Origin of the sequence: Methylobacterium ajmalii (assembly GCF_036448855.1) — a bacterium.
GTDB lineage: Bacteria > Pseudomonadota > Alphaproteobacteria > Rhizobiales > Beijerinckiaceae > Methylobacterium > Methylobacterium ajmalii.
In genome coordinates this window covers 302,663-325,959 of the sequence record NZ_JAZFXT010000028.1, presented here as the reverse complement: position 1 = coordinate 325,959, position 23,297 = coordinate 302,663, and the positions used below count along the sequence as shown (strand labels likewise).

21 protein-coding genes and 2 pseudogenes are annotated in these 23,297 nt (G+C 71.9%); 15 read left to right on the top strand and 8 right to left on the bottom strand.

Annotated features, from left to right (window positions below; genetic code table 11):
• Positions 1-444: pseudogene (locus tag V3T34_RS14940) on the top strand (IS5 family transposase); the annotation flags it as partial.
• 214 nt (positions 445-658) lie between these two features.
• On the opposite strand, the gene V3T34_RS14935 reads toward V3T34_RS14940, so the two are convergent.
• Positions 659-835 carry a hypothetical protein gene (locus tag V3T34_RS14935; protein WP_305079624.1) on the bottom strand — a complete coding sequence of 59 codons (177 nt, stop codon included), beginning with the start codon at positions 833-835 and terminating at the stop codon, positions 659-661.
• Between the two features lie 60 nt (positions 836-895).
• Here V3T34_RS14935 and V3T34_RS14930 point away from each other — a divergent pair.
• The 4 genes and pseudogenes from V3T34_RS14930 to V3T34_RS14915 form a co-directional block, all read left to right on the top strand.
• Positions 896-1,324: pseudogene (locus V3T34_RS14930) on the top strand (hypothetical protein); the annotation flags it as partial.
• A 296-nt stretch (positions 1,325-1,620) separates the two neighbouring features.
• Positions 1,621-3,711 (top strand): marine proteobacterial sortase target protein, encoded by a 2,091-nt coding sequence (locus V3T34_RS14925; RefSeq protein WP_305079623.1) that lies wholly within the window; start codon positions 1,621-1,623, stop codon positions 3,709-3,711.
• Positions 3,708-4,304, top strand: a complete 597-nt coding sequence (locus tag V3T34_RS14920; RefSeq protein ID WP_060850697.1) for a class GN sortase — start codon at positions 3,708-3,710, stop codon at positions 4,302-4,304. The genes V3T34_RS14925 and V3T34_RS14920 overlap by 4 nt, the downstream gene beginning before the upstream one ends.
• Before the next feature lie 107 nt (positions 4,305-4,411).
• The gene (locus V3T34_RS14915; protein ID WP_060850698.1) at positions 4,412-5,194 is read left to right on the top strand and encodes a helix-turn-helix domain-containing protein; all 783 of its coding nucleotides are present in this window, start codon (positions 4,412-4,414) and stop codon (positions 5,192-5,194) included.
• Between the two features lie 402 nt (positions 5,195-5,596).
• Here V3T34_RS14915 and V3T34_RS14910 read toward each other — a convergent pair whose 3' ends face one another.
• Positions 5,597-7,372, bottom strand: a complete 1,776-nt coding sequence (locus V3T34_RS14910; RefSeq protein WP_305079622.1) for a glucan ABC transporter ATP-binding protein/ permease — start codon at positions 7,370-7,372, stop codon at positions 5,597-5,599.
• A 279-nt stretch (positions 7,373-7,651) separates the two neighbouring features.
• Between V3T34_RS14910 and V3T34_RS14905 the strand changes: the two genes are divergently transcribed.
• From V3T34_RS14905 to V3T34_RS14895, 3 genes are all read left to right on the top strand, one after another.
• The gene (locus V3T34_RS14905) at positions 7,652-8,425 is read left to right on the top strand and encodes a motility protein A (RefSeq protein ID WP_048427583.1); all 774 of its coding nucleotides are present in this window, start codon (positions 7,652-7,654) and stop codon (positions 8,423-8,425) included.
• A gap of 70 nt (positions 8,426-8,495) precedes the next feature.
• Positions 8,496-9,329, top strand: coding sequence for an OmpA/MotB family protein (locus tag V3T34_RS14900; protein ID WP_060850700.1), 834 nt, complete (start codon positions 8,496-8,498; stop codon positions 9,327-9,329).
• A gap of 89 nt (positions 9,330-9,418) precedes the next feature.
• On the top strand, positions 9,419-10,372 hold the full coding sequence (locus tag V3T34_RS14895; RefSeq protein WP_305079621.1) for a class I SAM-dependent methyltransferase: 954 nt from the start codon (positions 9,419-9,421) through the stop codon (positions 10,370-10,372).
• Positions 10,373-10,417: 45 nt separating this feature from the next.
• Here V3T34_RS14895 and V3T34_RS14890 read toward each other — a convergent pair whose 3' ends face one another.
• Positions 10,418-10,936, bottom strand: a complete 519-nt coding sequence (locus tag V3T34_RS14890; protein ID WP_244537474.1) for a CAP domain-containing protein — start codon at positions 10,934-10,936, stop codon at positions 10,418-10,420.
• Entirely contained in the window at positions 10,933-13,596 is a 2,664-nt protein-coding gene (locus V3T34_RS14885; protein WP_305079620.1) for a DUF3772 domain-containing protein, read from the bottom strand. Before V3T34_RS14885 ends, V3T34_RS14890 begins: the two co-directional genes overlap by 4 nt.
• A 619-nt stretch (positions 13,597-14,215) precedes the next feature.
• Here V3T34_RS14885 and V3T34_RS14880 point away from each other — a divergent pair.
• From V3T34_RS14880 to V3T34_RS14870, 3 genes are all read left to right on the top strand, one after another.
• Entirely contained in the window at positions 14,216-14,764 is a 549-nt protein-coding gene (locus V3T34_RS14880; RefSeq protein WP_048431169.1) for an HNH endonuclease, read from the top strand.
• Positions 14,765-14,906: 142 nt separating this feature from the next.
• Positions 14,907-15,296, top strand: a complete 390-nt coding sequence (locus tag V3T34_RS14875) for a hypothetical protein (RefSeq protein WP_305079619.1) — start codon at positions 14,907-14,909, stop codon at positions 15,294-15,296.
• Positions 15,297-15,437: 141 nt separating this feature from the next.
• Positions 15,438-16,139, top strand: a complete 702-nt coding sequence (locus tag V3T34_RS14870; RefSeq protein ID WP_305079618.1) for a DUF4142 domain-containing protein — start codon at positions 15,438-15,440, stop codon at positions 16,137-16,139.
• Between the two features lie 165 nt (positions 16,140-16,304).
• Here V3T34_RS14870 and V3T34_RS14865 read toward each other — a convergent pair whose 3' ends face one another.
• Complete coding sequence (locus tag V3T34_RS14865) at positions 16,305-16,904, bottom strand: DUF4142 domain-containing protein (RefSeq protein ID WP_305079617.1); 600 nt, start codon at positions 16,902-16,904, stop codon at positions 16,305-16,307.
• Between the two features lie 712 nt (positions 16,905-17,616).
• Between V3T34_RS14865 and V3T34_RS14860 the strand changes: the two genes are divergently transcribed.
• The 3 genes from V3T34_RS14860 (at position 17,617) to V3T34_RS14850 (ending at position 20,218) form a co-directional block, all read left to right on the top strand.
• Positions 17,617-17,967: a hypothetical protein gene (locus tag V3T34_RS14860; protein WP_060850706.1), complete on the top strand. Its 351-nt coding sequence runs from the start codon at positions 17,617-17,619 to the stop codon at positions 17,965-17,967.
• Between the two features lie 190 nt (positions 17,968-18,157).
• The gene (locus V3T34_RS14855) at positions 18,158-19,039 is read left to right on the top strand and encodes a branched-chain amino acid aminotransferase (protein WP_060850707.1); all 882 of its coding nucleotides are present in this window, start codon (positions 18,158-18,160) and stop codon (positions 19,037-19,039) included.
• A gap of 87 nt (positions 19,040-19,126) precedes the next feature.
• Positions 19,127-20,218 carry a calcium:cation antiporter gene (locus tag V3T34_RS14850; RefSeq protein ID WP_407942707.1) on the top strand — a complete coding sequence of 364 codons (1,092 nt, stop codon included), beginning with the start codon at positions 19,127-19,129 and terminating at the stop codon, positions 20,216-20,218.
• A gap of 129 nt (positions 20,219-20,347) precedes the next feature.
• Here V3T34_RS14850 and mscL read toward each other — a convergent pair whose 3' ends face one another.
• Positions 20,348-20,758 carry a large conductance mechanosensitive channel protein MscL gene (mscL, locus tag V3T34_RS14845; protein WP_060850709.1) on the bottom strand — a complete coding sequence of 137 codons (411 nt, stop codon included), beginning with the start codon at positions 20,756-20,758 and terminating at the stop codon, positions 20,348-20,350.
• A 109-nt stretch (positions 20,759-20,867) separates the two neighbouring features.
• Here mscL and tam point away from each other — a divergent pair, with 109 nt between their 5' ends.
• The gene (tam, locus tag V3T34_RS14840) at positions 20,868-21,641 is read left to right on the top strand and encodes a trans-aconitate 2-methyltransferase (RefSeq protein WP_305077684.1); all 774 of its coding nucleotides are present in this window, start codon (positions 20,868-20,870) and stop codon (positions 21,639-21,641) included.
• A 17-nt stretch (positions 21,642-21,658) separates the two neighbouring features.
• Here the strand turns inward: tam and pssA are convergent, their stop codons facing one another.
• Both pssA and V3T34_RS14830 read right to left on the bottom strand, forming a co-directional pair.
• On the bottom strand, positions 21,659-22,516 hold the full coding sequence (pssA, locus tag V3T34_RS14835; RefSeq protein ID WP_060850711.1) for a CDP-diacylglycerol--serine O-phosphatidyltransferase: 858 nt from the start codon (positions 22,514-22,516) through the stop codon (positions 21,659-21,661).
• A gap of 15 nt (positions 22,517-22,531) precedes the next feature.
• Positions 22,532-23,245 carry a phosphatidylserine decarboxylase gene (locus V3T34_RS14830; RefSeq protein WP_048431092.1) on the bottom strand — a complete coding sequence of 238 codons (714 nt, stop codon included), beginning with the start codon at positions 23,243-23,245 and terminating at the stop codon, positions 22,532-22,534.
• Positions 23,246-23,297: the final 52 nt, after the last annotated feature.

The following is a 23,297-nucleotide window of genomic DNA, read 5'->3' as shown; positions in this document are numbered from 1 at the left end:
CGGCGGAAAAGGGGGCCCGCGAACAGCCCATCGGCCCTTCGCGGGCGGGTCCGACCACCAAGATCCACGTCCTCACCGATGTGATCGGCCGCCCCGGCGTCATCCACCTCACCCCCGGCAACGCCAGTGACGTGAAGACCGCTCCCGCCGTGCCTGGACAAGGCGCCCGGCCGCGTGCGCCGGCTCATCGCCGACAAGGGCGACGACGCCGACTGGCTGCGCCAGGACCTGCGCGAGCAGGGCATCAGCGTGATCATTCCTGGCACCCGCGCCCGCAAGCGCAAGATCCGGCTGGACAAGCGACGGGATCGGGATCGCTGGCGGGTCGAGGCGGTGGTCTGCCGCCTCAAGGACTTCCGCCGCATCACCACACGCTACGACAAGCTCGCCCGCAACTTCGCTTCGGCTCTCGCCCTCGCTGCCGTCATTGCGTTCTGGTGCTGATTGAGTCTCGACCCTAGGCGCCGGTCTAGATCGCAAGAAATATTGAAATAAGAACATTCCTTTTTGTGACACTTGCTCGGCAAGAACATTCCAACGACGTTGATCGCCATCGAATTCAGAAACATTGTAAAAATATATTTTATTAATACCAGGATGCTCGGCTGCAGGCATCCCGACCCTGATCGAGGGTGCGCGCGGCGCATCGATCGGCCCTTCACGCGCCCGTCCCCTCCATGCCGCTCTCGATCAAGTCCACCCTCGCCGGGTTGTTCGCCGGCGTGGCCGTCATCGCCGGCGCGCAGGGCGCGCTGTCGATCTTCGAGTTGGGAACCATCCGCCGGAGCGTCTCCGAAGTCTCGACGAACTGGCTGCCCTCGGTCATCGCGATCAACGAGATGCGCGCTCAGATCGATCAGGTGCGCATCAAGCCGTATCGCCTCGTCGCGGCGGCGCACGATCCGCGACTGCTGGCCGAGCATCTGCGCCAGTACGAATTGAGCATCGATCACGTCGCCCAGGCGCGCAGACGGCACGAGCCGCCGAGGAGATCACGACCCAGATCGCGGCGATCCAGGCCTCGACCGGTCAGGCGGCGGGGGCGATCGGCGGGATCACCGCGCGGATCGACGAGATCTCGACCGTGGCGACCTCGATCGCCGCGGCCGTGGAGGAGCAGGGCGCGGCGACCCAGGAGATCGTCCGCAACGTCGGTCAGGCGGCCGCCGGCACCGGCGAGGTGACGGGCAAACTCGCGGGCGCGGCGGAGGAGACGGGCGCGGCGGCGAGCCAGGTCCTCGCCTCGGCCTCGGAACTGTCACGCCAATTCGAGCACCTCTCGGCCGAGGTCGCGCGCCTCCTCGCGACCGTACGGGCGGCCTGACCATCACCCGGACCCGGTGGCGAAGGCCCCCGCGGCCTCGCACCGGCACTCCGGCGCCCGCCCCTTGCCGGACCCGCCCTCCCCCGCACGGACCCGCACGACACCTCACCGCCCGGCCGCCGCCGCGCGCGTGCCCGCACCGCGGCGGACGCCTCCGTCCGGGTGCGGCCGGACACTGGGCGAAGCGTCCCGTGGCGACGCTTTCGGCTCTGCGCGAGCCTCCAGGTCGGCCGGTCCCCGAGCCGGTCGACCAAGGATGGAGGCTCCTCGTGATACCCGTGTCGAACCCGCGCCCGATGCCCCGCAACCTCCTCGTCGCTCCCCTCGTCGCCGCCGCGCTGGCGCTGCTTGGCGGGATGCAGGCCAGGGCCGAGGAGGCCGGCACCCTGCTCCTGCGCCACGGCGGCGGCGCGCCGGTCGCCGCCCCGCGGCTCGCCGCCGATGCGGCGATCACCGTGAGCGGGCCGACCGCGCGGGCGACCATCACCCAGGCCTTCCGCAACACCACGTCGGACTGGGTCGAGGGCACCTACCTGTTTCCGCTGCCGGAGGACGCGGCGGTGGACGCGATGCGCCTCGTCGTCGGCGACCGGGTGATCGTCGCCGACATCCGCGAGCGGGAGGCGGCGCGGCGCGACTACGAGGCCGCCCGGGCCGAGGGCAAGGCGGCGGCGCTCGTCGAGCAGCAGCGGCCGAACCTGTTCACCAACGCGGTCGCCAATATCGGCCCCGGCGAGACCGTGCTGGTCCAGATCCAGTACCAGCAGGGCGTGCGGCGCTCCGGCGACACCTATTCCCTGCGCCTGCCGACCGTCGCCGCCCCGCGCTACAACCCCGCCCCGCCCGCCGTGCAGGAGGCCGCGACCGGTCGCCCCGCCCCCGATCCGGTGCCCGACCGGGATGCGATCACCGCCCCGGTGCTGGATCCCGCCCGCCACGCGCCGGTCAACCCGCTGACCCTCTCGATCGACCTCAAGGCCGGATTCTCCCTCGGCCGGGTCGAGAGCGCGACCCATGCCATCACGATCGACGCCCCGTCCGAGCGCGAGCGCCGCATCGCGCTGCGCGACGGCGCCACCGCGACCGACCGGGACTTCGAGCTGACCTGGACGCCGGCCCCCGGCACGAGCCCCGGCCTCGGCCTCTTCCGCGAGCGCGTGGCGGGGGCCGACGCGGTGCTGGCCGTCGTCACCCCGCCCGTCGCCGCGGCGCAAGCCGCGTCCCTGCCGCGGGACGTGATCTTCGTCATCGACAATTCGGGCTCGATGGGCGGCACCTCGATCCGCCAGGCCAAGGCGAGCCTGCTCGTCGGCCTCGACCGCCTGCGCCCGGGCGACCGCTTCAACGTGATCCGCTTCGACGACACGATGGAAACGGTCTTCTCCGACCTCGTCGCCGCCGACGAGCCGCATCTGGCGCAAGCCAAGAGCTTCGTCGGCGGGCTCGAGGCGCGGGGCGGCACCGAGATGCTGGCGCCGCTCAAGGCGGCCCTGCGGGACGCCGACCCGGAGGAGACCGGGCGGGTGCGCCAGGTCGTCTTCCTCACCGACGGGGCGATCGGCGACGAGGGCCGGATCTTCTCGGCCATCGCCGAGGCGCGCGGGCGCACCCGGCTGTTCATGGTCGGCATCGGCTCGGCGCCGAACGGGCACCTGATGCGCCACGCCGCCGAACTCGGCCGCGGCACCGTCACGCTGATCGGCTCGGTCGACCAGGTCGCCGACCGGATGCGCGAGCTCCTGGCGAAGCTCGAGAGCCCGGTCGTCACCGACCTTGCCGCGACCTTCTCGGAGCCGGCGGAAGCCACCCCGACCGCGCTGCCCGACCTCTATCGCGGCGAGCCGGTGACGATCGCGGCGCGGATGCGCGAGGCCAGGGGCACCCTGACCCTCACCGGCCGGATCGGCGGCCGGCCCTGGCGCACGGTGCTGGACCTGTCTCAGGCGGAGGACGGTGCCGGGATCGGCAAGGTCTGGGCCCGGGCCCGGATCGGCGAGGCCGAGACCGCGCGGATCACCGGCCGGATGACCCCTGAGGCGGCCGACGCGGCGATCCTGCGGCTCGCCCTCGACCACGGCCTGACGACGCGGCTCACCTCGCTCGTCGCGACCGACGCCACGCCGCGCCGGCCGGCGGGGGCGCGCCTCGCCCGCACCGACCTGCCGCTCAACCTGCCGGCGGGCTGGGACTTCGAGGCGGTGTTCGGCACCGACCAGCCGCGGGCGCCCGCCCCCGCCCCGATCCTGCGCAAGGCCGCGCTGGCCCCCGCCGCCACCGGGTCGCTCGCCCTGCCGCAGACCGCGACCGATTCCACGCTGCGGCTGATGCTCGGCGCCGGGCTCCTCGGCCTCGCCCTGCTCGTGCGCGGCCGGCGGGTCGCCCGGTGAGGGCGCGCGCGCTCCTCGCCGCCGCCCTGGCGTCGGGCGGCCTGATCCTGGCGGCGCAGGGCGCCTGGATCCCCGCCAAGGCCGCGCTCGCGCAGGCGCTGCTGGCCCGCGCCTTCGCCCGTGGCCTCGAGACGGGGGCGCCCGTGCGCCCCTGGCCCGCCGCCGACACCAGGCCGGTCGCCCGCATCGCCTTCCCGACCCTCGGCGAGGCCCACATCGCGCTGGCCGGGTCGAGCGGGCAGGCGCTGGCCTTCGGGCCGGGCCACGTCGAGGGCACGCCGGAGGCCGGCGAGCCGGGCATCGCGGTCTACGCCGCCCATCGCGACACCCAGTTCCGCAGCCTCGGGCGCCTCGTCCCCGGCGATCCGGTCGAGGTGCGGAGGCTGGACGGGCGGGTCGTCCGCTTCCGGGTCACCGGGCGCCGGATCGTACGGTTCGACCAGTCCGGCCTCGATCCGGCGGCGCCGGGCCGGCGCCTGGCGCTCGTCACCTGCTGGCCCCTCGACGCTCTGGGGCCGGGGCCCGAGCGCCTGGTGGTCGAGGCGGTGGCGAAGGAGGACCCGGGGGTCGGGCCGGGCGGATCGCCCCGATGACGCGCCGCACCTTGACGGTGTCCCGCACGTGCGGTTTCGTGCGGGTCCGTCCGGGATCGGCTCGGTCTCCGGCCGGAGCCCGCCCGGGTTCCACGGGACACCTCCGCATGCCGCCCGAGACCGTGATCGAGACCGACGAGGCCGCCCTGCCGGAGGGGCAGAGCCTTGCCGTCGCCGACGCGGTGCGGGAGGCCCTGGCGCGGCGGCGGATGTCGCGCCTCGCCCTGGCGGATGCGGCGCGCATCAGCATCTCGACCCTGGAAAAAGCCCTGTCCGGCCGCCGGCCCTTCACGCTGGCGACGACGATCCGCCTCGAGGAGGCGCTCGGCCTGTCGCTGCGCCAGGCCGCCCCGCGCCGGGAGGTCCTCCCCCGCGAGGCGCCGGAGGCGTTCGGCTCCTACACGCGCGCGGCGGTGGCCTTTCTCGAAGGCCGCTACCTGACGCTCCGGCCGTCCTTCGGCCAGGAGGGGACGATCTTCGCCTACGTCACCGAGATCGCCTGGGACGCGGGCAGCGCCCGGCTGGTCTTCCGCGAGGCCGAGCGGCTCGATGCGCCCTTCGCGCAGTCCGGCACCGTGTCGGTGCCGAACCAGTCGGGCCACATCTACCTCGTCACCGAGTTCCAGGGGCAGTACCGCCTCGCCGTGCTGGGCAGGCCGACGATCCGGGGCGAGCTGTTCGGCATCCTCACCACCCTGGTCTCGGGCCGCGGCGCCCATCTCACCCCGGCCGCCACCCCGATCGCGCTGGTGCCGGAGCGCTCCGCCCCGGAGGCGGTGCAATATGGCCGGATCGCCCCCGGCAGCCCCTGCGATCCGGCCTACCGGACGATCCTCGATCGGGTACGGGAGGACGGGTTCGCGGTCTTCCCGGGGCGGGGTCCAGCGTAAGAGCCTCGCCTTTCAAGGTATTTCAAATTCGCAATTTCTAGCGAATTTTCCCGATCTCGGACGGCCGCTTTCTTCAGGGCCTTTTCCCGATATCCGAAGCGGGGGTTGGGATTGCCCTGGATCGGTGGTTCTCGCGCGCTTTGCGTGGATGGCGGTGGTTCGTCCCGGGCCGATGATCGCTTTGGACCGATGATGGTCTGATACGATTTCTGGCTGATCGCTTCGCAATGCCGATTCCGGCTTCGCTCATGCGTGTGGAGCCTGCGGCTCCACCGCGCGGGCGGGTGACGCGAAATCCGGAAGCGATCGTCCGGATTCCGCATCGGACCGAGAGGGCGAGTCGGGATGCGCTGACCGGGTCGCGACGGGCCGCCCCTCTCCCCGTCGGCGGACGGACCCGCCTCATGCCGCGAGGGCGTAGTCCGCCACGGGCTCGGCCGCCATGAACTGCGCCCGGGCGAGGGCGGCGAAGCGGCCGCCCTCGGCCACCAGTTCGTCGAAGGTGCCGCTCTCGACGATGCGGCCCTCGTGGAAGACCAGGATGCGGTCGGCGTCGCGGATCGTCGCCAGGCGGTGGGCGATCACGAAGGTGGTGCGCCCCTCCATCACCGCTTCCAGTGCGCCCTGGAGCTTGCGCTCGGTGGTGGCGTCGAGCGCGCTCGTCGCCTCGTCGAGGATCAGGACCGGCGGGTTCTTCAGGAGCGCCCGGGCGATCGAGAGCCGCTGGCGCTCACCGCCCGACAGCGAGCGGCCGCGCTCGCCGATGATCGTGTCGAGCCCGTCGGGCTGGCGCGCCATGAACTCGGAGGCCTGGGCGCGCTCCAGCGCGTCGAGCATCTCGGCGTCGGTGGCGTCGGGCCGGCCGACCTGGAGGTTCTCGCGGATCGAGCGGGCGAACAGCATCGGCTCCTGGAACACCACGCCGATGTTGTGGCGCAGCGACGAGAGGCCGATGTCGCGCAGGTCCTCGCCGTCGATGCGGATCGTGCCGGCATCGGGGTCGAAGGCGCGGTGAAGGAGGCCGAGCGTCGTCGACTTGCCCGAGCCGGTGGTGCCGACGAGCGCCACGGTCTCGCCGGCCCGCGCCGAGAACGACACCCCGTCCAGCGCCGGGCGGCGGCCGTCGTAGGAGAAGCGCACGTCGTCGAACGACACGTTGCCGTCGAGCCGCGCCACCGCCTTGGCGCCGGGCCGGTCGTGGACGGCCGGCACGGTGTCGAGGATGTCGAAGAATTCCTGCATCTTGGGCGCCTGCAGGAAGAGGCTGTTGACGAAGGCGACGACCTGGTCGAGCCGGGCGACCAGCATGGTGGCGAGGCTCATGAACGAGACCACGTCGCCGACGGTGGCCAGCCCGTGGCCGTGCAGCACGATGCCGGTGACGAAGATCGCCGTCATGGTCAGCGTGGCGGAGGCGCGGGTGGCGACGGAGGCCAGCGCCCACCAGGACAGGACCGGGGTCTGGGCGGCGAGGAGGTCGCGGATGATGCCGTGCATCGCCTCCTTCTCGGCCTTGGCGCGGGTGAAGGACTGGATCACCGCGACGTTGCCGAGCGCGTCCGAGGCATGCGCCGCGAGGCCCGAATGATAGGCCTCGACCTCGCCCTGCAGCGTCTCGGTGCGGCGCAGCACGAAGGTGGTGAGGCCGGTGAACACCAGCATCAGGGCGACCAGGATCGAGCCGAGCTGCCAATTGAGGAAGAGCGTCATCGGCAGGAGCACGACGAGGGAGACGAGCGCCGCGCAATGGTCGCGGAAGAAGCCGAGCCAGGTCGCCGCCATGCCGCTCGTGCCCTCCAGCATCGCCTTCAGCACCCGGCCGGAATGGTTGGACGAGTGGAAGGCGAGCGGCAGGTCGAGGACGTGCTCGAAGTAGTTCGCCATCGCCGAAAGCCGGCTGCGATGGGTGAGCCGGTCGGCATGGAGCGCGATCAGCACGCCGGCCCCGATCGAGAACAGGCCGAAGCCGACCCAGAGGGCGACGAGGCCGAGCAGGCTCGACGTGCCGGCGCCGCCGGCCGGCATGTGGGTGAGCCGGTCGATGATGCGGCCGAACAAGACCGGCTCGGCGAAGGCCGCCACCGCCAGGGCGACGTTGGCGGCGGTCAGCAGCGCGCCGAGGCGCAGATCGGAGCCGAGCTGGCCCATGACCCGAACGTAGAGCCTGATCAACCGCATGGACGGTGAACCCTGGTGAGATGACCCTGTCCGCGGCCCTGGCCCTCGCCCGCCGCCTGCCCCGCGCGCGGCCTTGTTGTGGCGGCCGTTCGATCGCATGGATGGTCTCTTAACGGGTTCTCGCTGAACGGCGCATGACGGCGCAGGGTCGCGGAGGGGGACCTTTACGCTTCGTTGAGCCTGTCGGGCGTAATCTGCCGGTCAGGACACACGCGACGTCCGACGACGCGCCCCACGATCGCGGGGCCGCGCGGCGGTGCATGAAGAGGCCGACCCCAGATGGATATCGCAACCGGCGCCGGCCTCGTCGGCGGCATCGCGGTCGTGTTCGTGCTGATCATGATCGACGGCGGCAACTTCGCCGCCTATTTCGACAAGCACGCGGTGATCGTGATCTTCGGCGGCGCCACCGCCGCCACCATGCTGCGCTTCCCGTTCTCGGTCATCGTCCACGGCGTGCCGATGGGCCTGCGCTACGCCTTCAACATGCGGGCGATCCGCCCGCGCGACCTGATCGACGAGATCACCAAGATCGCCGACGTGGTCAAGCGCCAGGGCCCGATGGCGCTGGAGAGCCTCGAGATCTCGGACCCGTTCCTGGCGCAGGGCGTGCGCTACATCGCGGACGGCTACGACCGCGAGTTCATCCGCGACACGATGGAGCGCGACCGCGACAACTTCCTGATGCACCTCGACGAGGGTTCGAAGGTCTACCGCGCCTTCGGCGACTGCGCTCCGGCCTGGGGCATGATCGGCACGATTCTCGGCATGGTGACGATGTTCGCCAACATGTCGGACCCCTCGAAGCTCGGCCCGGCGATGGCGACCGCGCTGCTGGCCACGCTCTACGGCGCGCTGATCGCCAACATGATCACCCTGCCGATCGCCGACAAGCTGCACGTCAAGCTCGAGGAGGAGGACGTGTCGCGCTCGCTCATCATCGACGGCGTGCTGCTTATCCGCGACGCCAAGAGCGCGTCGCTCGTGCGCGAGATGCTGATCGCCTACCTGCCGCACAATCATCGTGAAGACATGGCCGCCGAGGCGGCCTGACGCACCGCGAGGACGGGGCCGCCGAGGCGGCCCGAGCCACGGGCATTCGCCCTTCGAGGAGACCTGAGCGGTGGCCAGAAAGAAGCGGGGCGGGGCCCATGGCGGTCACGGCTGGTTCGTGACCTTCGCGGACCTGATGGCGCTGTTGATGAGCTTCTTCGTCATGATCGCCGCCTACTCGACCCAGGACCAGAAGAAGCTCCAGGCGGTGGCGGGCTCGATGCGCGACGCCTTCGGCACCAACCGGGAATCGCGCTTCAACGGCATCATCGAGAAGAACGGCCTGCCCTCGGCGACCAAGCTGCGGGACGTCCGCGACATCCCGCCCGAGAAGGCCTCCGACCGGGCCGAGCCGCCGACGGACGACGAGATCCTGGCCGACGGCATCTCGCACCACGGCTACAAGGACGGATTCGGCCTCGCCATGACGTCCCTGCGCCAGGCGCTGCAGGACCTGCCGGAGATCGCCGAACTGTCGAAGAGCATCGTCATCGAGGTGACGGCGCGGGGCCTCGACATCTCGCTCGTCGACCAGGACAACCGCTCGATGTTCCCGGAGGGCTCGACCCGGCCGAACGACCGCACCCGCCAGGTGCTGGAGCGGATCGTGCCGACCCTGCGCCGGCTGCCCAACCGGATCGCGGTGACCGGCTACACCGCCGCCGACCGGCCCGGCCGCCGCTCGGTCGCCCCGCCCTGGGAGCTGTCGGCCGGCCGCGCCGTGAGCGTGCGCGAGATCCTGGCGAGCAACGGCCTGCCCGCCGATCGCTTCGCCGCGGTCTCCGGCAAGGCCGACACCGAGCCGCTGTTTCCCGACAACCCGTACCTGCCGGCCAACCGGCGCGTGACGGTGACGCTGATGAACGAGGCGCCGCCGACGCCGCGGGGGACGGGGTTCCCGTAAGCCGGCCCCGGCCGGGGACGTCCGCGGAAATCGCGGCGCGCCCTCCCCTCCCGCCACCCGCTCCCGCTCGCGACCGACGAGATGCGCCCGTGACCCCGGACCGCCCCGATCCCGCCGCGCCGGCCGCGCTCCTCGACGGGCTCAAGGGCCGCGACTGCCCGGTCTGCGGCGCGCCCGAGCGCGGCGCACGCCCGTTCCTGTCGGCCTCGATCGACCCGGCCCGGATCGGCGCGCTGAGCTTCGCCTCGCGCAAGCCGCCCGAATACATGTCATTCCGCCTCGTGCGCTGCGGCAGCTGCGAAACCGTGTACGCCGCCGAGGCGCCGAGCGCCGAGGCCCTGGCGCATGCCTACCGGCAGGCCGGCTACGACAGCGCCGAGGAGGCGCGCTTTGCTGCCCGCACCTATGCCGAGGCCCTGGCGCCGCACCTGCGCCCGGAGCATCGTGGCGGCACCGCCCTCGAGATCGGCGCCGGCAGCGGGATCTTCCTGCGCGACCTGCAGCGGCTGGGCTTTGCCGAGGTGATCGGGGTCGAGCCCTCGCACGCCGCCGCCGAGGCCGCTCCGGCCGACATCCGCCCGCATCTGCGGATCGGGGTGTTCGAGCCCGGCGACCACGCCCCCGGCAGCCTGTCCCTGGTCTGCTGCTTCCAGACCCTGGAGCACGTTACCGATCCCCGCGCCCTGACCCGGGCCGCCTTCGATCTCCTGCGGCCCGGCGGGCTGGTCGCCTTCGTGACCCACGACTACCGGGCGCCGATCAACCGGCTACTCGGCCGCCGCTCGCCGATCATCGACATCGAGCACATGCAGCTCTTCTGCCCGGCGAGCCTGGACCGGCTGCTCGGCGAGGCGGGCTTTGCCGACATCGCCATCCGGGCGATCCGCAACCGCTATCCCCTGCGCTACTGGCTGCGCCTGCTGCCCCTCCCCGGCCCGTTGAAGCCCATCGCCCTCGCCACCGCGGAGGCGCTCGGCCTCTGCGGACGCGGGGCAGCGCTCGACGTCGGCAACCTGTTGAGCGTGGCGCGCAAGCCGGGGTGAGGAACAAACCGGCCGGGCAAACCCTTCGACCGGTCTCGGGGCGGCCTACTTCGCCACCAGCAGCGCCCAGTACACCTTGTACTTCGAGCCCGGCGCGTAGGCCGTGGCGATCCCCATCCGGGTAGCAGTCGGATCGAGCATCACGGCGTTGTGGGACGGGCTCTCGCGCCAGCCCGAGAACGCCTCGGCCAGCGTGTGGTAGCCGGCCGAGAGGTTGGCGCCGGGCTCGGGGAAGCCCATCCGGGACGCAACGGTCTTGACGATATCGGCCTGGCTCGGGCGGCCGGCCGCCGCCATGGCGGCGGTCTCGGTCTCGGCCAGGCGCTGGAGGCCGGGATCGAGGGCGAGCGGGGGCAGGCCCTTGTTGCTGCGGTATGCCGCGATCATCTGCTGGGCGGCGCCGGCGTCGATCTGGGCGCCGGTCGCCGCCATCGGCCAGTACAGGCTCGGTCCCGCCCCCGCCGCGCTCGTCACCCGCGTCGCCTCGGTCGCCGAGCAGGCGGCGAGGCCGGCCGGAAGGGCGAGGAGGGCGAGGCGCCTCAGCGCGGCGGGGATGACGGTCACGGCACGGTCTCGGGGGTTCTGCGGCGCTCGGCCTCGGTGTCGGGGCGAGTCTCGGGACGGGGCTCGGGGCGGGCGGCGCCGGGCAGGGTCATGCGGGCGATCTGCCCCATGGCGTCCTGCATCGCGTCGAGCCCCTGAACCGTGACGATGCTCGATCCGGGTCCGAGATTGGGGATGAGACCGCCTTCCGACAAGGTCCTGAACACCGCGAAGTTGAGGTCGCTCTGCACTTTCGCCTGCGAGCCGACATCGGTGATCATCGCGATCAGCTCGAACTCGAGGAACGGGTCGCCGATCTTGCGGAAGACCACCCGGGGCGGCGGCTCCTTGAGCACCTCGGCATGGGCCTTGGCGCAGCCGACGATCAGCTCGGCGGCATGGACCGGGTCCTGGTTGCGCAGGACGCTGACCGTGATCGTGACCCGCCCGGTGCGGTCGCCGCGCACCCGGTTCTTCACCACGCCGGAGATCAGGTTCGAGTTCGGCACGATCACCGCCGAGCGGTCGAAGGTCTGGATCTCGGTCGAGCGCACGCTGATGCGGCGGACATAGCCCTCGTTGTCGCCGATCACCACGAGGTCACCGACACGGATCGGCCGCTCCCAGAGCAGCAGCAGGCCCGAGACGAAGTTGTTGACGATCGATTGCAGGCCGAAACCGATACCGACCGACAGGGCGCCGGCCACGATGGTGAGCTTTTCCAGGCTCAGGCCGAGATAAGAGAAGGCCAGCGCCAGGGTGAGCAGGAAGCCGACATAGCCGCTCACCGTCGAGATCGAGTTGCGCAGGCCGGGATCGAGGTCGGTGGCCGGCAGGTAGGTGTTTTCCAGCCAGCGCTGGATCGCCTTGGTGATGACGAGGCCGAGCGTGAACAGCCCGATCGCGATGGCGATGGTCGAGAGCGAGATCGTCACCCCGCCGACCGTGAAGCCGAAGAACGCGGCCTGGGCCCAGGTGAACAGGTCGGTCGAATCGACGCCCCAGGAGGCGAGCAGCAGCACTCCGGCGGCGGTGAGGAGCAGCACCCGGACGAATCCCGAGATCAGCACCGCGATCTGGTTGAGCGAGCGCTTGCGCAGGCCGGTATTGGCCTGGAGCGCCGTGGCGATGCGCGAATCGGCCTGGAGGGCGGAGGCCACCACGGCGTCGACGCTCGCGATCGCCAGGTAGAGCATCGCCGCGGCGATCGCGGTCCACATCAGCTGGTCGATCAGGAACGACGACAGGGCGATGTAGCCGACGAGCGCCGAGACCCCGATCGCCGCCACCACGATCCAGCCGAGGATGCGCAGGGGCCCGCCGATGCCGGCATTCGATTCGGCCGCGATGTAGGGCCCGAGGCAGGCCTCGTCGGCCTCCTCGGCCCGGGCCGCGAAACGGCGCAGGCCCTCGGCCAGCACTACGGCGACCACCGCGGCGAAGACGCCCTTGGTGACGATGGTGATCGGCAGGCTGAGCGAGATGCCCTCGTTCAGGCCCTCGATGGTGCGCCCGACCGCGATCACCGAGGCGATGGCGAGGATCAGGCGGTTCAGCCGCTCGGCGGTGGCGTCGGTCATCGCGACGAGGCGCCAGGCCGGGCGGTCGGGGGAGAGCAGCGCGTCGGCCATCGCCTCGACCACCGCCACGAAGGCCAGCGAGGCGACGATCCGGTGGGCCGCCGGCAGCAACCGCACCGGCAGGAGCTCGGTGACGTCGAGGGTGTAGCCGACGAGGAAGCTGCCGAGCACCGCCGGCACGGCGCCGACGAGGAAGACCCGCCAGGCCGCCATCACCCGGGCGAACCGGGTCGGCTGCCCGTCGGTCGCGGCGCGGTGGCCGACCCGGGGGGCGATGTGGCGCCGCCCGACATAGAGCGCCACCGAGACACCGATCGCGAGGGCCAGCAGGACGAGGTTGAGGGCGGTGCCCCGGCGCTGGACCTGGACGACCGAGTCGTCGAGGGAGGCCTTCAGCGCCCGCAGGTCGCGGCCGTAATCGCTCGTTGCGCGCAGCCACAGGCTCGGGCTCACCAGGCCGTCGGTGCGCTCGAACAGGGCGCGGGTGAAGGCGGCGCGGCGACGGTTGCTGATCTGGTCGGTGATCTGGTCGCTCTGGACCAGGAGCGAGCGGGCGAGCCGCAGGGTGTCGTCGATCTCGGCGACGCCGGCCTCGCGCTGGGCCCGCTCCTGCGCCACGTCGGCACCCTCGGGTTCCTTGGGTTTGGGCCCGAGCTGGGTCAGCCGCTCCTTGGCCGCATCGAGCCGGGGCCCGAGATGGTCGACGACCTGGCGCAGGCGATCGGCCACCGGCGGGATGCCCTCGCGCAGGAGCGCGAGGTCGTCCTTGTTCAGCTCCCGATGGGTCAGGGCCTGCTCGCGCTGGTCGAGGTCGGCCTTCTCGGCGTCGAGCTGGGCGCGGATCTGCTTGATCTGCTCGGAGATCGGGGTCTGGGGCGGCGGGGCGGCGGGCTTGGCCGCCTCCGCGGGCGCGCCGGGCTGGGCCGCGGCGGGCTGGGCCGCCTTCTCGCCCTTGGTGTCGGCCTTGGTGTCGGCTTTGGCGCCCTGCGCCTGGGCGAGGACGGCCCGCTCCGGTTTCGCCGCGGGGCCCTGCGCAGCCGCGAGCCCGGGGCTCACGAGGAATGCGGCCAGGGCGATCGTCCATCGGCGAAGCTGTCTCATGCCTACTCCTTCTCACCCGCGTCGCGTCGTCGTCCGCCCGCCGCCGCAAGGGCTCCGGGGCCCGCGCGGGCCGCCCGGCGGCCGGGGCGGCGGGGACGGTTGCCCGCCCCACCTACGTCATCGGGGACGGACGGTCGAACGCGGCGGGCCGGGGGAATCGCGAATCAATGGGGCGAAAATCGGTGCCGGGCGGTCCCTGACGCAACGGCATCCGGCACCGCGGCGCGGAGGATGGACCGAGGGAACGGGACGCGCGTTCCCCTGTGGAACGCGAAACCGGTGGGGCGTGACGAGACGCCCCGACCCGAAACCTTCACAACCCTGTCATGCTGCTATTAGACTAAGCCCCGATGGACACGGCCTTTTCGTTCTGCTGCGAGAGGATGGCGGTGATCGCGCCTCATCGGCAGCCCAGACGGCGCCCGGATCGCATCCCGGGCAGGATCGACGGCGTGCGCTCCGCGAGCGGCCGCCGCGTCCATCCGCCGTGTCCCCCCACTCTTCCCGACCGGCTCGGAGGGTAGGCGATGGTCCCCATCTCCTCTCCTGGCGAGCACCGCGAGGACCGGCTTCACGCCGGCCCCCTTCGCTGCGGTCGGCCCGTCGCCAGGGCAGGATGATGCTGGATCTTCAAACCCTCGTGCTCAACGCGGATTATCGGCCGCTCTCCTACAATCCGCTCTCGCTGTGGTCGTGGAAGGATGCGTTCACGGCCCTGTTCCTCGACCGCGTCACCCTGGTGGCGAGCTACGACGTCGAGGCGCGCTCCCCCAGCCGCTCGTTGCGGGTGCCGAGCGTGGTGGCGCTCAAGAGCTACGTCGCCATGGCGCGCAGCCCCGCCTTCACGCGCTACAACATCTACCTGCGCGACACGTTCTCGTGCCAGTATTGCGGCCTGCGCCTGCCCTCGGGCGGCCTGACCTTCGACCACGTCGTGCCGCGCTCCCGCGGCGGGCTGTCGAGCTGGGAGAACGTCGTCGCGGCCTGCAGCCCGTGCAACCTGCGCAAGGCCAACCGCACCCCCGAGGAGGCCGAGATGCCGCTCCTCAACGAGCCGCGCCGGCCGAGCCGCCACGAGCTGCACCGCCGCCAGCCGGAATTCGACCACCGCCAGTACCACCACACCTGGATCGACTACCTGTACTGGGACAGCGAACTGGAGACCTGAGGCGCGGCGCAGCGGCGGGAGGAGCGCTTCGCGCGGCCCCTCCCGCACGGACACCCTGGAGGGACCGGCCCGGTTTGGGCTACACGCTGGTGGCTTGATCCGCCCCGGCCGCGTCGCGCGGCCCGCCAGCGCCGAAAGCCGCATGCCGCACACGACCGTGACCGACGCGCCCGCAATCCCCGCCCCCACCCGTCGTCGCCGCGACTGGCCGGGGCTCTTCCTGCGCGCCGTCCTCTCGCTGTTCCTCGGATTGCCGCTCGGCGGCGTGCTCTTCGCCCTGACCGGGCTCGGGGTCGCGGTCGCGAACGGCGATCCGATCCTGCAGCATCCCTGGCTGCTCGCCTTCCGCACCCTGGCGGCGGCCGTCTCCTACGTCTTCCTCGGCGGCTTCGCCTGGACGCCGGAGGGCGGCTACGCCAGCCTGCACGGCTGGTACGCCGCCGGCGTGGTGCTGGCCTTCGTGCTGATGAGCCGGCCGTGGCGGCGCTTCATGCGACGGGCGACGCCGGAGGCGTGGCCGCGCCGGGCGTGAACGTCCGCGCTGCGTGACGGTGCCGCGATCGTGGCATCGGGTTTCGGCGCGGCGGAACGTCGGCAGAGCGAGAAAATTACTCCCCCGGAGCATCCGGGGCCGAGAGCGCCGGGTTGCGCACCCTCACCCGGAGCCCGTTTCATGCATCGCCGCCACCTCCTCGCCGGCCTCGCGTCCGCCACTGCCGCCCTGGCGGTCACCCGCACCGCCGTGGCCCAGCCGGTCGCGGCCGGCGCCATGCCGACGCCCGCCTACCTGGCGATGGCCACCAAGGGCGGCCTCTTCCTTGAGAGCACCGCCCGGGACGCCTTCGCCAAGACCGGGAACCCGCGGGTCAAGCGGTTCGCGCGGGCCGAGGTGACCGAACAGGTCAACCTCGCCAACAAGATCGACGCGGTCACCGGCGGCACCGTGGCGGTGCCGGTCGGCGGAGGTCTGGCGGGAGGGGGTCTGGCGGGCCCCGGCGGGCTCGTCGGCGGCTTGGTGGCGGCGCCCCTCGCGGTGGCGGGCGGCGTGGCCGGGGCCGCGGCCGGAACCGTCGGCGGGGTGCTCGGCGTGACGGGCCCCGGCAGTGCCCCCGGCGGCATGACCTCGGACGAGCAGAAGGCGCAGATCCTGGGGCAGCTTTCCGGCCTTCAGGGCGGTCCGCAATACGACGCGGCCTTCGTCGACGCCTCGCTCGAGGGCCATCGCGAGGCCCTGGCGCTCCACGGCTCCTACGCAGAGGGCGGAGAGGACCCGGCGCTCCGCCGCATCGCCCGGGGCGCCGTGCCGCTGATCCGGCTGCACATCTCGCAGCTCTCCCAGATGCAGCGAATGATGGGCGGAGCCGCCGAGGGCTGATCGGGCCCGATCCGACGGGCGGCCCGCGCCGGATGCGGCGGGGCCGCCACGGAGCGGACGACCGACGGCCATTCCGTCGCGCGACGAGCACCGGACTTTTCCTGCCGGACACTTCTCGCAAGATGATTGGCGCCCTCGAACGCCGTTCGAGGGCGCGTCCGTCGTTCAGTCCTTGAGGGCCTTCTCGATCTCCGTCAGCAGCGCCAGGTGCTCGCGGATCTGGCCGCGGGCGAGCTTGGCGACGCCGAGATTCTCCCGGTCCTTGCCGGAGGCGAGATAGGCCTCCTGGATCTTCAGGAGCGCCTGGTGGCCCTCGATCTGGCCGCGGAGGTACTCGCTGTCGAAGGCCTTGCCGGACTTGGCCTGGTCGAGCTTGTCGAGCATCGCCTTGCCCTTCGGGTCGAGCTGGCCGGTGACCTCGGGCTCGGCCGGGGGCTTCACCTGGCCGCTGGCGACCTGGGCGGGATCGCGCATCGCCTTGAGCACGTCGGCAATGGTCTCCTGCTCGGCGACCTCCATCCGGGCAAACTGCTTGACGTGCGGGTCCGTGGCCTTGTTCAGGGCGACACGGCTCGCCGCCAGGGAGGCCGAGCCGGCCGCCAGGGTGTCGGCGGCGTGCCTGGCCTCGGCTTCGCCCATCCGGGCCCCGGTATTGCCGGTGGCGGCGGCGGTCGGGCCGCCCTGCTGCTGGGCGAAGGCGACGCTCGCCAGGGAGGGGATCGCCACGGCGGACACGATGGCGGAGACGACGAGACGACGATGCATGGAGACCCCTTGGGACGCTGCGCGGCAATAAACACCCGGGGAGTACCGGACGCACGAGCCAACGAACCGGTCCTGGCCGGGTTTCAGCGTGGCCTTCCGCGAATCGTGCCCGCCGATGCCGCACGTGACGGAGCCGTCGGCCTCCGGGGAGGTCCGCGCCAAGTTGCTCGACGCGTCCTCGCGCTCCCGGGGGGCCGCAGGTGCCCAAGGGAGGCGTCGTGGGACGTGTCCGTGGCGAGGATCGTGTCATGCGACGCAGCGTGACCACCGGGGCTCTGGCGGGACTCCGGAGCGCCCGGATGCTCGACGGCGCCCTGTGACGCAGGGAATGGACGGCGCGCAGCCGCTCTACGCGACCCTCGATGAAGGACGGAAGCGCCGCCCCATCCTGCCGAGCCGGCCGATGGGCAGGCATCACCACGGCCCGCACCGTCACCACCGCGACGACCGATCTTCCCCGCTCCCCTCCCCGCGTCTCCCGCGCCGTCCCGGCTCCGCCGCGGGCGGCGTCGCCGCATGCGCAACATTCAACGCAATCCGCACGCAATCCAGTTGTGTCATACAGGCGGCATGGCGAATCAGGGCGTGCCCCGAAGCGCCGAGGAGGAATACGCCGCGTCGGGTCTCGCGCGGCCGCCCCGGGTCCCGGACGGGCCGGGTCGGACCGAGGAGTAGCCCCGGTGGATCGATCGGCGACCAGCGGGAGAGGCAGATGGACAACGTCATCCGTCCGGATTTCCAGCGCGCGGCCAAGGCTCGGGACGAGACCCGGGACGAGGCCCCGGGCAACGACCGGAAGGCGGGCCGCGGCGGCGGCCCGGCGCAGTACGTCCGGTGTTACGGCGAGATCGGGACGCATGCGGTGTCGCTGGTGCGCGACCGGGCGAGCCCGAAGGGCGATGTCTACCAGGTCGTGATCGACACGCCAGACGGGCAGATCGGCCCGGTCGGCGTCGAGCCGGCGACCCCGGACGGCATGTTCGACGCCGACCGCATCGGCCTCGCGGTGGTGCGCACTCTCGAGCTCCTGGCCCGGCGCCCCGGCGACTTCGACGTCGCGTGACGCCTCTGCACGACGCCGTGTCGCCCAAAGCCTTGTTCCCCGAAGTCTTGCTCCCCGAAGCCTTGGCGTGACGCCGACGGCCCGACCCGCGGCCGGCTCGCCCCTCCCCCTCGCCGGCCGAAGACCTCCCGGCATGGACAGCCGGCGCGCGGCCGCGCCATCATGCCGGGGACGGGAACGGGAGCGCGACATGACCGGGACGAAAGACATGGCCGGCACGGCGCAGGAAGAAACCTGGACCTACTTCGAGGGCGCCTGGCATCCGGGCAACGTGCGGATGATGGGGCCGCGCACCCATGCCGCCTGGCTCGCCTCGATGGTGTTCGACGGTGCCCGCGCCTTCGAGGGGGTGACGCCGGACCTCGACCTCCACCTCGCCCGGGTCAACCGCTCGGCCGTGGCGCTCGGCCTCGAGCCGGTGGTGACGCACGAGACCTGGACCGCGCTCGTGCGCGAGGGCCTGGCGCGGTTTTCGCCCGACGCCGCGCTCTACATCCGGCCGATGTACTGGGCCGAGGGCGGGCTCGGCGGCGCGGTGCGGATCGACCCGGCCTCGACCAGCTGGTGCCTGTGCCTCTACGAGGCGCCGATGCCGCCGCCGACCGGCTTCACCGCCACCCTGTCGCCGTTCCGGCGCCCGACCGCCGATTCCGCGCCCCTCGACGCCAAGGCCGGCTGCCTCTACCCGAACGGCGCCCGGGCGATCGCGGAGGCTGCCTCCCGCGGCTTCGGCAACGCCCTGATGCGCGACGCGCTCGGCAACGTCGCCGAGTTCGCCACCGCCAACGTGATGATGGCCCGCGACGGCGTGGTCTATACGCCGGTCGCGAACGGCACGTTCCTGGCCGGCATCACCCGCGGCCGGGTGATCGCGCTCCTGCGCGAGGCGGGGGTCACCGTGGTCGAGACGACGCTGACGGTCGACGACCTGATGGGCGCAGACGAGGTTTTTTCGGTCGGCAACTACGCCAAGGTCGTCCCGGTCACCGCCCTCGACGACCGGACCTTCGCGCCCGGCCCTCTCTTCGCCAAGGCGCGCGCGCTGTACTGGGCCTTCGCCCACCGGCAATGAACGAGCAACATTAAACCTTGACGCCGGCGCCCGCGCGACCCTTGTGGCGGGCGGGGCAGCCGGAGAGCGTTCGGGACGATGATGGTCGTGCGGTTGGGAGTGGCGTGGGCGACGGTGGCGGCCTTCGCGGTGTTCGGCGGCGGCTGGCTCGGAGGGCTCGACGCCCCCCTGGTGGCGGCCGGGCTGTTCGCCTGGCTGTTCGCCGTCATCCTGTGGTCGGCCTTCGGGGTGGTGCACGAGGCCGAGGAGCTGGCCGACCGCCTGGGCGAGCCCTACGGCACCCTGATCCTGACCCTGTCGATCGTGGTGATCGAGGTGGCGCTCGTCGCCGCCGTGATGCTCGGCGCCAAGGCCGCCCCGACCCTCGGGCGCGACACGATGTTCGCCGTCATCATGATCGTGATGAACGGCCTCGTCGGCCTCGGCCTGATCCTCGGCGGCCTGCGCCACCACCGCCAGAACTACAACCTGGACGGGGCGGGCGCGTATCTCGCGGCGATCATCCCGCTCACCACCATCGCGCTCATCATTCCGAACTTCACGACCTCGACCCCAGACGGCTCGCTGACCGTGGTGCAGGCGGTGGCCTTCTCGGTGCTGACGGTGGTGCTCTACGGCATCTTCCTGCTGCTCCAGACCGGGCGCCACAGCGACTTCTTCCTCGACTTCGTCAAGCCCGGCGCCGACGCGCCGGAGGCGCGCGCCGCCCACCCGGATGCCGGCGCGGGCGCGATCCTGCGCCATGCCGGCCTGCTCCTCGTCAGCCTGCTGCCGATCGTGCTCCTGTCGAAGAGCCTGGCGGCGATCCTCGACCACGGCATCAAGGCGCTGGGCGCGCCCTCGGCGCTCGGCGGCGTCATCATCGCCGCCATCGTTTTCACCCCGGAGGGCATCAGCGCCGTCAAGGCGATCCGCCGCGACCAGCTCCAGCGGGCGATCAACCTGTGCCTCGGCGCCGTGACCTCGACGGTCGGCCTCACCGTGCCGGCGGTCCTCGCCATCGGGCTGATCTCGGGCCAGCGGGTGGTGCTGGGCCTCGCCCCGGCCGAGATGGCGGTGCTGGCGATGACGCTGCTTTTGAGCGTCATCACCTTCTCGCGCCAGGGCACCACGGTGCTGGAGGGCGCCGTCCACCTCGTGGTCTTCTTCGCCTACCTGACGCTGATCTTCAGCCCGTGACACCGCCGCACCGTCGAACCGATGCGTTCGATGGTGCAGGGCAAGCCCGAACGGGCGTCGGCGCCGGATGCCTCGGCATCGACGTGTCGACGCCGAGGCACGCGGGCATGAGCCGGTCCGGCGCGGCCCTCAGCGCCGCGCCGCCAGGAGGTCGCGAATCTCGGCCAGCAGCTTCACCTCGGCCGGATCCTCCTTCTTGACCTCCTCGCGCCGCTGCAGCTGGTTCATCGCGCGGATCACCACGAACAGCACGAAGGCGACGATCAGGAAGTTCAGCGCCACGGTGATGAACTGGCCGTAGCCGATCACCGCGCCCTGCTTCTTGGCCTCGGCGTAGGCCAGCCCCGTCTGCACCTTCGAGGACAGCGGCAGGTAGTAGTTCGAGAAATCGAGCCCACCGGTGATCGCGCCCACCATCGGCATGATCACGTCCTGGACCAGCGAGGTGACGATGGCCCCGAAGGCCGCGCCGATCACCACGCCGACCGCGAGGTCGACGACGTTGCCCCGCAGGGCGAACTTCTTGAATTCCTCGAGCATGCCGGACCGGTCTCCTGCGAGCGGGGGTCTGCCCTGCGCGACGCGGCGTCACGCGGGCGGACCGACCGGGATTAAGCTGGAGCGCAAGAGGGCGCCGGGGAGTGTCGCGATGACGGATTGGGATGCGGGCCGCTACCTGACATTCGCCGACGAACGCACCCGCGCGGCGGCCGACCTCCTGGCACGGGTGCCGCTGGCCGCGCCCGCCCGGGTGGTCGATCTCGGCTGCGGGCCGGGCAACAGCACGGCGCTCCTGGCGGCGCGCTACCCCGGGGCGGCGATCACCGGCCTCGATTCCTCGCCCGCCATGCTGGCCGAGGCGCGCCGGACGCTGCCCGACCTCGCCTTTGTCGAGGCCGATCTCGCCGCCTGGGAGCCGGAGGCCCTGCCCGACCTGATCTACGCCAACGCGGTGCTGCAATGGCTGCCCGACCACGCCGCCCTGCTCCCGCGCCTCGCCGGGTTCCTGGCGCCGGGCGGCTGCCTCGCGGTGCAGATGCCCGACAACCTCGACGAGCCCTCGCACCGGCTGATGCGGGAGGTGGCCGCCGAGGCGCCGTTCCGCGACGCGCTGGCCGGCGCCGCGGGCGCCCGCACCGCGCTGGGCAGCGTGCAGGACTACGACACCTGGCTGTCGCGGGCGGGCTGCAGCGTCGATCTGTGGCGCACCACCTACATCCACCCGCTCCCCGGCCATCGCGGCATCGTCGAGTGGGTGCGCGCGACCGGCCTGCGGCCGTTCCTGGCGCCCCTCGCCCCGGACGAGCAGGCGGCCTACCTCGCCCGCTACGAGGCCGGCCTGCGCGAGGCCTATCCGGCGCAGGAGGACGGGCGGGTGCTGCTGCCGTTCCCGCGGCTCTTCCTGGTGGCGCGGCGGCGCTGAAAGGCGCCGCGCCGGGTTCAGGCCGCCGGCGCGTCCTCGGCCGGGCCCGCGGCCGCCTCGGCCTTGAGGCGGCGCCGGTACTGGTTGGCGCCGATCGGGATCGCGCAGAGATAGCCGAGGCTCAGGAGAGCCAGGATCTCGAACGGGAAGCTGATCAAGAGCCCGAACGCCGCCACCGTCACGACGAAGATCGGCAGCACGTATTCCCGCGGCACCCGCTTGCCGATGGTCTTGCCCGAGAAGGTCGGCACCGTGGAGATCACCATGAGGGCGATCACCAGCATGTAGATCAGCGCGACCGGCGCCAGGCTCGGCGCCATCTCGAAGCCGAGGAAGTGCAGGTAGAGCGGCAGCATCACGGTCAGCGCGCCGGCCGGGGCCGGCATGCCGACGAAGAAGTTCTTCTTCCATTCCGGCCGGTGGGGATCGTCCAGCATCACGTTGAAGCGCGCGAGCCGCAGCGCCATCGCGATGGCGAAGATTAGGGCGACGATCCAGCCCAGCGACTTCAGGTTGTGCAGCACGAAGCTGTAGAGGATCAGCGCCGGGGCGCAGCCGAAATTGACGAAATCGGCCAGCGAATCGAGCTCGGCGCCGAAGCGCGAGGTGCCCTTGAGCAGGCGCGCCACCCGCCCGTCGACCCCGTCGAGCACCGCGGCGGCGATGATCGCGATCACCGCCGGCTCGAACTTGCCCTCGAAGCCGAAGCGCACGGCGGTGAGCCCGAGGCACACCGCCATCAGGGTGATCATGTTGGGAATGATCATCCGCACCGGCACCGGCTTGAACCGGCGCGACTTCGGTTCGACCGACTTCGAATCGGTCGACTTGGGCTCGTTCGGCTCGGGTGCGAAGGGCGGGAAGAGGTCGTCCATGCGAGGCCTCCCCTGTCAGGTGCGCCGGAACTGCCGCACCGGGCCGGTCCCGCGCAGGTCGGCCAGCACGGTCTCGCCCGCCACCGCCTTCTGGCCGAGGCCGACCAGCACCCGCGTGCCCGCCGGCAGGTAGACGTCGACCCGCGAGCCGAAGCGGATCAGGCCGAAGCGGTCGCCGACCGTGAGGTCGTCGCCGGGCTTGACCCAGTCGACGATGCGGCGCGCGACGAGGCCGGCGATCTGCACCACGCCGATCCGCACCGATTCGCCGTTCTGGCGGGTCTCGATGACGAGGCCGTTGCGCTCGTTGTCCTCGCTCGCCTTGTCGAGCTCTGCGTTGAGGAAGAGGCCCGGGGTGTAGTGGACCTGGTCGATGCGGCCGGTGACCGGCACCCGGTTCACGTGACAGTCGAACACGTTCATGAACACCGAGATCCGCAGCATCGGCACGGACGGCAGGTCGAGCTCGGAGGGCGGCAGCACGGTGCTGATCAGGTTCACCCGGCCGTCGGCCGGCGAGATCACCAGCCCGTCGCCGACCGGGACGATCCGCTCGGGGTCGCGGAAGAAGTAGCAGACCCACAGGGTCAGCAGCAGGAAGATCCAGCCGAGGAACTGCACGAAGGTGCCGGCGAGCACCGTCAGCACGATGCCGATCGCGATGAAGGGGTAGCCCTCCTTGTGGATCGGCACGAGCACGCGGCGGATCGTCTCGAACAGGTCGGTCATAAGTCCTCGGGTCGGTCCTCGGGCCGTCGTCCCGGCCGCGAACGGCCGGTCC

Coding starts and splice junctions, on each gene's coding strand:
- V3T34_RS14925 (WP_305079623.1), top strand. CDS start 1,621: ATGCCCCGCAACCTCCTCGTCGCTCCCCTCGTCGCCGCCGCGCTGGCG.
- V3T34_RS14915 (WP_060850698.1), top strand. CDS start 4,412: ATGCCGCCCGAGACCGTGATCGAGACCGACGAGGCCGCCCTGCCGGAG.
- V3T34_RS14910 (WP_305079622.1), bottom strand. CDS start 7,372: ATGCGGTTGATCAGGCTCTACGTTCGGGTCATGGGCCAGCTCGGCTCC.
- V3T34_RS14905 (WP_048427583.1), top strand. CDS start 7,652: ATGGATATCGCAACCGGCGCCGGCCTCGTCGGCGGCATCGCGGTCGTG.
- V3T34_RS14885 (WP_305079620.1), bottom strand. CDS start 13,596: ATGAGACAGCTTCGCCGATGGACGATCGCCCTGGCCGCATTCCTCGTG.
- V3T34_RS14880 (WP_048431169.1), top strand. CDS start 14,216: ATGCTGGATCTTCAAACCCTCGTGCTCAACGCGGATTATCGGCCGCTC.
- V3T34_RS14875 (WP_305079619.1), top strand. CDS start 14,907: ATGCCGCACACGACCGTGACCGACGCGCCCGCAATCCCCGCCCCCACC.
- V3T34_RS14870 (WP_305079618.1), top strand. CDS start 15,438: ATGCATCGCCGCCACCTCCTCGCCGGCCTCGCGTCCGCCACTGCCGCC.
- V3T34_RS14865 (WP_305079617.1), bottom strand. CDS start 16,904: ATGCATCGTCGTCTCGTCGTCTCCGCCATCGTGTCCGCCGTGGCGATC.
- V3T34_RS14860 (WP_060850706.1), top strand. CDS start 17,617: ATGGACAACGTCATCCGTCCGGATTTCCAGCGCGCGGCCAAGGCTCGG.
- V3T34_RS14855 (WP_060850707.1), top strand. CDS start 18,158: ATGACCGGGACGAAAGACATGGCCGGCACGGCGCAGGAAGAAACCTGG.
- mscL (WP_060850709.1), bottom strand. CDS start 20,758: ATGCTCGAGGAATTCAAGAAGTTCGCCCTGCGGGGCAACGTCGTCGAC.
- tam (WP_305077684.1), top strand. CDS start 20,868: ATGACGGATTGGGATGCGGGCCGCTACCTGACATTCGCCGACGAACGC.
- pssA (WP_060850711.1), bottom strand. CDS start 22,516: ATGGACGACCTCTTCCCGCCCTTCGCACCCGAGCCGAACGAGCCCAAG.
- V3T34_RS14830 (WP_048431092.1), bottom strand. CDS start 23,245: ATGACCGACCTGTTCGAGACGATCCGCCGCGTGCTCGTGCCGATCCAC.